Source organism: Candidatus Hepatincolaceae symbiont of Strigamia maritima (assembly GCF_055505085.1).
This window is the reverse complement of sequence record NZ_DBKDTU010000165.1, coordinates 1-7,323: the sequence shown is the minus strand read 5'-3', so window position 1 is coordinate 7,323 and position 7,323 is coordinate 1. Positions and strand designations below refer to the sequence as shown.

General features: G+C 29.4%; 7 protein-coding genes. All 7 read left to right on the top strand.

The features are described 5' to 3' along the window. The first annotated feature begins 106 nt into the window (after nucleotides 1-106). The 7 genes from rseP (at nucleotide 107) to ACQCX0_RS04480 (ending at nucleotide 7,316) form a co-directional block, all read left to right on the top strand. Nucleotides 107-1,183 (top strand): RIP metalloprotease RseP, encoded by a 1,077-nt coding sequence (gene rseP / locus ACQCX0_RS04510; protein WP_462562983.1) that lies wholly within the window; start codon nucleotides 107-109, stop codon nucleotides 1,181-1,183. Nucleotides 1,184-1,251: 68 nt separating this feature from the next. Further along, entirely contained in the window at nucleotides 1,252-3,465 is a 2,214-nt protein-coding gene (gene bamA / locus ACQCX0_RS04505) for an outer membrane protein assembly factor BamA (protein ID WP_462562984.1), read from the top strand. Between the two features lie 16 nt (nucleotides 3,466-3,481). Continuing rightward, the gene (locus tag ACQCX0_RS04500) at nucleotides 3,482-4,012 is read left to right on the top strand and encodes an OmpH/Skp family outer membrane protein (RefSeq protein ID WP_462562982.1); all 531 of its coding nucleotides are present in this window, start codon (nucleotides 3,482-3,484) and stop codon (nucleotides 4,010-4,012) included. A gap of 7 nt (nucleotides 4,013-4,019) precedes the next feature. After that, complete coding sequence (lpxD, locus tag ACQCX0_RS04495) at nucleotides 4,020-5,057, top strand: UDP-3-O-(3-hydroxymyristoyl)glucosamine N-acyltransferase (protein ID WP_462562981.1); 1,038 nt, start codon at nucleotides 4,020-4,022, stop codon at nucleotides 5,055-5,057. Between the two features lie 2 nt (nucleotides 5,058-5,059). Beyond that, on the top strand, nucleotides 5,060-5,530 hold the full coding sequence (gene fabZ / locus ACQCX0_RS04490) for a 3-hydroxyacyl-ACP dehydratase FabZ (protein ID WP_462562980.1): 471 nt from the start codon (nucleotides 5,060-5,062) through the stop codon (nucleotides 5,528-5,530). Between the two features lie 23 nt (nucleotides 5,531-5,553). After that, nucleotides 5,554-6,369: an acyl-ACP--UDP-N-acetylglucosamine O-acyltransferase gene (gene lpxA / locus ACQCX0_RS04485; RefSeq protein WP_462562979.1), complete on the top strand. Its 816-nt coding sequence runs from the start codon at nucleotides 5,554-5,556 to the stop codon at nucleotides 6,367-6,369. An 83-nt stretch (nucleotides 6,370-6,452) separates the two neighbouring features. Further along, nucleotides 6,453-7,316 (top strand): LpxI family protein, encoded by an 864-nt coding sequence (locus ACQCX0_RS04480; protein ID WP_462562978.1) that lies wholly within the window; start codon nucleotides 6,453-6,455, stop codon nucleotides 7,314-7,316. Nucleotides 7,317-7,323: the final 7 nt, after the last annotated feature.

Genomic DNA, 7,323 nt, shown 5'->3' with positions numbered 1-7,323 from the left:
GGCATACGAGATCGGTCTCGGCATTCCTGCTGAACCGCTCTTCCGATCTTAGATGTTATTAGCAAAAAAACTGCTAATAACTATATTAATAGATTACAGGTATAATATGGAATTTTTAAGTTTCTTTTTTAATTATATTTTAGGGTTTTTTATATTAATTTCTATATTAGTATTTTTTCATGAACTCGGTCATTATATAGTAGCCAAGCTGTGCGGAGTACAAATTATTGCTTTTTCTATTGGTTTTGGTAAAGAGATTTGGGGCTTTACCGATAAAAGCGGAACCAGATTTAAAATAGCTCCTATTCCCTTTGGTGGGTATGTAAAAATGCAAGGAGAAATGATAGAAGCTGAAAAAGCAAAAGATGATTTTAGTGAGGAATCTTTTCATAATAAAGCTCTGTGGCAGAAATTTTTAATAGTACTTGCAGGACCTCTGTTTAACATAATATTAGCATTTGTAGTTTTCTTTTTTATAGGATTATTTTCTAGTTTTTCCTATGTTAGTCCTGAGGTTAAAGAAGTTACTCAAGATTCTCCTTTATACAATAAAATAAAATCAGGTGATATTATTACTGCTATTGATGGGAAAAAGATTGAATATTTTAATGAAGTGAGAGAATTGATTATTGATAAACCTAATACACTTATCAATATACAAGTAAAAAGAAATGATACTATACTTACTTTTAATGTTAAAACTATGGAAAAAACTCTTGAGGGTATGAAAATAGGGTTTTTAGGATTGCAGGCAAATACAGACAAAATAATATATAAAACATTATCTTTTATTGATAGTATCGTTTATGCAATAAATACTAATAACAAAATAATTATAGCTATAATGGGCGGATTAAAGAAATTATTTACCGGCAATATTTCTGCTGAAGAGATTGGTGGTCCTGTTAAGATAGCACAAATCTCAGGTGATATATTAAAAACAGGTATCTTATCATGGTTATTTTTTGTAGGAGCATTATCTATTAATTTGGCTATACTAAATCTACTTCCTATCCCGTCTTTAGATGGGAGTTATTTGTTAATGTATCTTATTCAAATGCTAACCCGTAAACCTATTAATCCTAAACTACAGAGTAATATGATTAGGGTAGGTTTTTTAATATTAATGATGCTAATAATTTTTATTAGCTTTAAAGATATTTTTACAATTTTTACTAAGTAATTGAGAGAAAACAATTGAAGATTATAAAACTTTTTATCATCCCTATATTTTTTTTGTTAAACTTATGTATGCTGAGTTATGCTGCTCCTATAAAAAAAATACTTATAACAGGGGAGATGAGAACGAATCAAGATTATATAAAAGCTATACTTGCTATACAAGAAGGAACTGTGTACAGCCAAGAGTTAATTGCTAATGCTGTGAAGCGTTTGTATCAAACGGGTTTGTTTTCTAATATAAAGGTTGATTTTGATAATACGGCCCTAACTATAGAAATAAAAGAAAATGCGGTTATTAATAATATTTATTTTGAGGGTAATAAAGAAATTAAAACCACAATCCTAGAAAAAGAACTTATGTCTGCTAAAAGAACTGCTATGTCTGTTAGTAAAGTATCTTTTGATATTCAAAGAATGATTAATCTTTATAAAAGAAAAGGTTATTTGTTGGTGGTAGTTACGCCTAAAATTGTAGAGCAAGACTATAATACCGTAGATTTAATTTTTGAGATAACCGAAGGAATAAAAAGTAGTATCTTAAATATAGATTTTGTTGGTAATAAATCAATGAGTTCACAACTATTAAAGGGTATTATTTTAACTAAGGAAGATAGATGGTGGAGATTTTTTAATTCTAATGATACTTACGATCCTGAAAGGATAGCTTATGATGGGGAAATTTTAAAGAACTACTATTTAGAACAAGGATATCCTAATTTTACAGTACTTTCTTCTACCACGGAAATTTTAAAAAATTCTTTAGGATTTAAAGTTATTTATAATATTGATGAAGGTGTACGGTATAAATATGGGGATATTATTTTTAATATCAAAATAGCAGGAATTACTCAATATGAGTATATATTAAAAGAAGCACTAACCATAAAAAAGGGAACTTGGTTTAAGCAAAGTGAACTATTAATGAATGCCGAACTTATTAATTCTATTCTAAATGGCTTAGAATATCAGTTTATACAAGTTAATTTTTATCCTATTTATAATGATTTAACTAAAACCGTAGATATTGTTTTTTCAATTCAGGAAACTGAAAAGTTATTTATTAACAAAATAAATATTTTAGGAAATACCAGAACCCTAGATAAGGTAATTAGGAGAGAGGTAAGATTTGCAGAGGGAGATTCCTTTGATCAGGAAAAATTAACTCGTTCTCGTAATAGAATTTATGGATTAGGTTATTTTTCAATAGCAGATATTAATGTAACCACCGGAGATAGTAAAGATACTGTAAATCTAGATATTAATGTAGAAGAACAATCTACAGGTTCAATATCAGCAGGGGGTGGTTATTCTACTATCAACGGATTTAGTTTAGAAGGCTCCTATTCTGAGCAAAATCTCTTTGGAACCGGGAAGCAATTCGGTATTAACGCTTATTTCTCTAAAAAGATACGTAGCTATAGTATTTCTTTAGGAGAACCTTATCTTTTTGATAGGGATTTATACGGTAGTGTAGTACTTTTTAGAAGTGATAGTAATTCACAAATGGAAAGTTCTTATGATTCTACTTCCCAAGGGATAAGATTATCAATGAGTTATTCATTGGCTGAGAGAATACGTCAGGGGTTTACCTATGAATTATCACAACGTAACATCTATAATATTAAATTCGGTGCCTCATCATATATTCAATTAGAAGCTGGTAGCAAGGTTAGTTCTAAGATTTCACATAATATTATTTTTAATTATAAGGATAATAATTATTATACGACGGCAGGCTATAGTATAAATCTAGATACAACCTTTGCAGGAGTATTCGGAGATGTAAATTTTATTAGTAATGAGTTAAAAGTTGATTGGTATTATGAAATTTATGAGGGAACAGTATTTTCTCTAGCTGGTAACTTTGGAATAATTGAAGGATTAAATGGGCAAAGCCCAGGTATTTTAGATAGATATTTCTTGGGTAGTTATTTATTACGGGGATTTGAATGGGCTGGTGTTGGACCAAAAGATTTAGGCACTAAAGATTCTTTAGGAGGTAAATATTTATATAGAGGTAGTGCTCAAATAGATATTCCAGTACCTGGTGTACCTAATTATGGCTTATTATTTCACTTATTCTCAGATTTTGGGAATACCAGCGGGCTTGACTTTTCAAGGGATAATGTGATAGACTTCAAAAGTATAAGAGTTTCTGCAGGATTTGGAATTGCTTGGCGTTCTCCTTTTGGGAATATAGGTCTTGATTGGGGTTGGCCTGTGGTTGAAAAATCAGGTGATGAAACACAAGTATTTTTAATTAATTTTGGAACTAGATTATAAAAAAGGATAAAAAAACATGAAAAAAATACAATTATTAGTAGCAATATTTTTACTTAGTGGGGTATTATCAGTAAAGGCAGTAGAAAATTACGCTGTAGCTAATATTCCATATGTTTTACAACAGTCAAAAGCTTTTACTAATGTGCAAAATCAACTACAAAAATTTAGAACTGAGTTAGAAAAAAAAGTAAAGTTGGATCAAGATAGTCTTAAAAAAGTAGAACAAGAATTAATTGCTAAACAAAATGATTTATCAAGAAATGAATTAGAAAAAGAAAAAACTAGTTTTGAAAATAAAGTTGCTGCTTTTCAGAAAAAAACCCAAGAAAGGCAAGCTAGTTTTGAAAGAGTAGGTCAGGAAGCTGTAGGAGTTATTCAAAAAGAAATTATTAAAATAGTTCAAAAAATAATTAAAGAAAAAGAATATGAGATGGTTTATCATTCTAGTGCTTTAGTATATTCTAGTAGTGAAAGAGATATATCTGAGGCTATTTTAAAACAACTTAATGCAAAATTAACTAAAGTACAAGTTAAGAAACCGGAATAAGGTTTTTATGCAAACTAAAAATTTTTTTTCTCCCATAAAAAAACTTACACTAAAAGAAGTTATCAAACTTACCGAAGCTGTCTTAGTAGGGAGAAATATTTTAGATACTGCTTTAGAAACAATAGAAATAGAAGGTATTGCTACTCTTGCTTCTGCTAAAAGTACGGAGATAAGTTTTTTAGGAAATCATCTATATAAAGATGATTTCTTAAAAACTAAAGCTGGGTTTTGTTTTATATCTCAAGAATACACCAAAGATGCCCCAGAACACTTGGTGTTATTAGTAGTAAAAAGCCCATATATTGCTTTGGCACAACTTCTCACTATATACTATCCTTATCATAATACAGAGATTGCTTATATTTCAGAAAAAGCGAATATTAGTAAACTTGCTAAATTAGGAAAAAATGTACATATTAAAGAAAATGTAGTTATAGGAGATAATGTAGAGATAGGAGATAACGTAGTAATATATCCTAATACTATAATTTATGAAAATGTAAAAATTGCCAGCAATACTATAATTTACTCTAGTGTTTCAATTAAATATGCAATAATAGGAAGTAACTGTATTATTCATGATGGTGTAAGAATAGGACAGGATGGTTTTGGATTTGCTTTTCATTTAGACGGTCATCTTAAAGTACCACAAATCGGGGGAGTAATTATTGGTGATAACGTAGAAATAGGAAGTAATACTTGTATAGATAGGGGAGCACTTGAGAATACTGAAATTGGAGATGGTACTAAGATTGATAATTTAGTACAGATTGCTCACAATGTTAAAATAGGAAAACATTGTTTTTTAGCAGCACAAGTTGGGATAGCCGGGAGTGCTGTTATAGGTAATTATGTTGGTCTTGGTGGTAAGGTAGGAGTTGTCCCACATATTAGTATCACAGATGGTACGCAAGTTGCTCCTATGTCAGGAATAGCTTTTAGTATTGATAAGAAAGAAATTTTAATGGGGATACCAGCAAGAAATTTTAGAGAATTTTGGAAGCTACAGGCTTTATTCAATAGATTATTAAAAAAGAGAGATTAAAAATGGAGAAAAAAGAACATAAAATTATCACAATTGAAGAGATAAAAGAATATCTTCCACATCGCTATCCTTTCTTATTAATAGATAGGGTAATAGATTATAGTATAAAAGAAAAAGAAGAAAAATATTTAATTGCATTAAAAAATGTTACTGCAAATGAAGAGTTTTTTCAAGGACATTTCCCTAAACAACCTATTATGCCAGGAGTATTAATTATAGAGGCTATGGCACAGGCTTGTGCCATATTATATTCAATCTCTAAAGGAATAAAAAATAGTGAAGCACCTGTATTTTTTATGGCTATAGATGATTGTAAATTTAGGAAGCCGGTAACACCTGGGGATACTTTAATCATAAAAGTAGAATTAATAACTATGCGTGATAAGATTTCTAAATTACAAGGTACAGCCTCAGTAGATGATAAGTTAGTTTGCCAAGCAAAATTAACTGCTATGAGTGGTGTGAAAACATAAATTCTTTATAAGGATAACAATTAATGTTAAATAATATACATCCAACGGCAATAGTAGATCCTAAGGCTACTATTGCAGAAGGAGTAGTAATTGGTCCGTATTGTGTGGTAGGATCTAAGGTTATATTAAAAGAAAAAGTAGTTTTACACTCACATATTGTAGTTGAAGGTGATACTTTAATTGATGAAGAAACTTTTGTATTTCCTTTTACTACAATAGGATTAGATCCTCAGGATTTAAAATACAACAATGAAGATAGTAAAGTAATTATTGGAAAAAGAAATAAAATTAGAGAGCATGTAACAATTCATAAAGGGACCAATGATGGTAATAAACTTACTCAAATTGGAGACAATAACTTATTAATGGTGGGTTCACATGTGGCACATGACTGTAGTATTGGGAATAAGAATGTAATAGCAAATAATGTTTTATTGGCAGGGCATGTTATAATTGGTAATCATGTAATAATAGGCGGAGGAAGTGCGGTTCACCAATTTTGTAAAATAGGTGATTTTTCCTTTGTTGGAGGGATGTCCGGTATTGTTTTAGATTTATTACCTTTTGCATTATTTTCAGGAGTTAGAGAAGAAGGTGAAATTAACGGCATTAATATAGTAGGTTTAAAAAGAAACGGGTTTAGTAAAGAAGAAATTTATGCGGTAAAAAAGGCATATGACATCTTGTTTAATAAGGACGATATTTTGGATAATAATATAGAAAAACTAAAACAAACTATGAATACTAAGCTTAAATTAATACAACTGCTTATTAATTTTATCTCAACTCGTAATAAACGTAGTTTATATGTGAATTATCGTAATAAACATACTTCTTAAATTAATGAATAGGTTTGTTGATTTTTATATATAATTTTTTTAAACTAATGTTTAACTCTATGTGTTCTTCATAAAGGTAAGATATGTTAAAGAAAATAGCAATTATTTGTGGTTCGGGTTCTTTACCTAAGATTATTATTGAGTCTTGTATAGCTAAAAAGATTGAGTTTGTCGTAGTTGGTATTAAGGGGCAATCAGAACAATCTTTGATTAATAAATATAATCATTTTTGGTTTTATTTAGGGCAGACAGAGTTTTTATTTAATAAACTTAAAGAATTAAAATATAAAAATATAGTTTTTGCCGGTACAGTACACAGACCATCTTTGTTTTCACTTAGAAAGCCTGATGCTTTAACTAGAGATATTATCAAAACTTTTTATAAGGAAATGCAGGGAGATAATAGTTTATTAACACTCCTTATTCAGGTTTTACAACAACATGGATTTTTAGTGATTGCTCCTCATGAGATTAGTGAGGAAATTCTAGCGAAGGAAGGATTTATAACCGAGATTGAACCAGATTATGAATATTTTAGTGATATTATAAGAGGTTATGAAATATCTAAAGAGCTTGGTAAATTTGATATCGGGCAATCATTAATTATGCAACAGAATACAGTAATAGCAGTTGAGGCAAAAGAAGGAACGGCTAATTTAATAAGCAGGGTAAAGGATTTAATTTATAAGGATGGTCCTAAAGCTCTATTAATTAAAACCAAAAAACCGGAACAAAGTATTAAAGTAGATTTACCGGCAATAGGTGAAAAAACTATCCAGCAAGTTGTAAAAGCTAATTTGGCAGGGATAGTTATTGATGCTAAGTTTACTATAATTCTTAATGAGGAAGTATTAATTAAAGAAGCTAAGAAACATAATATTTTTGTACTTGCATTGGATGAAAATAATTTAGATTATTGGAAAAACTATTTAAAAAAAAGATCATAATATGTAA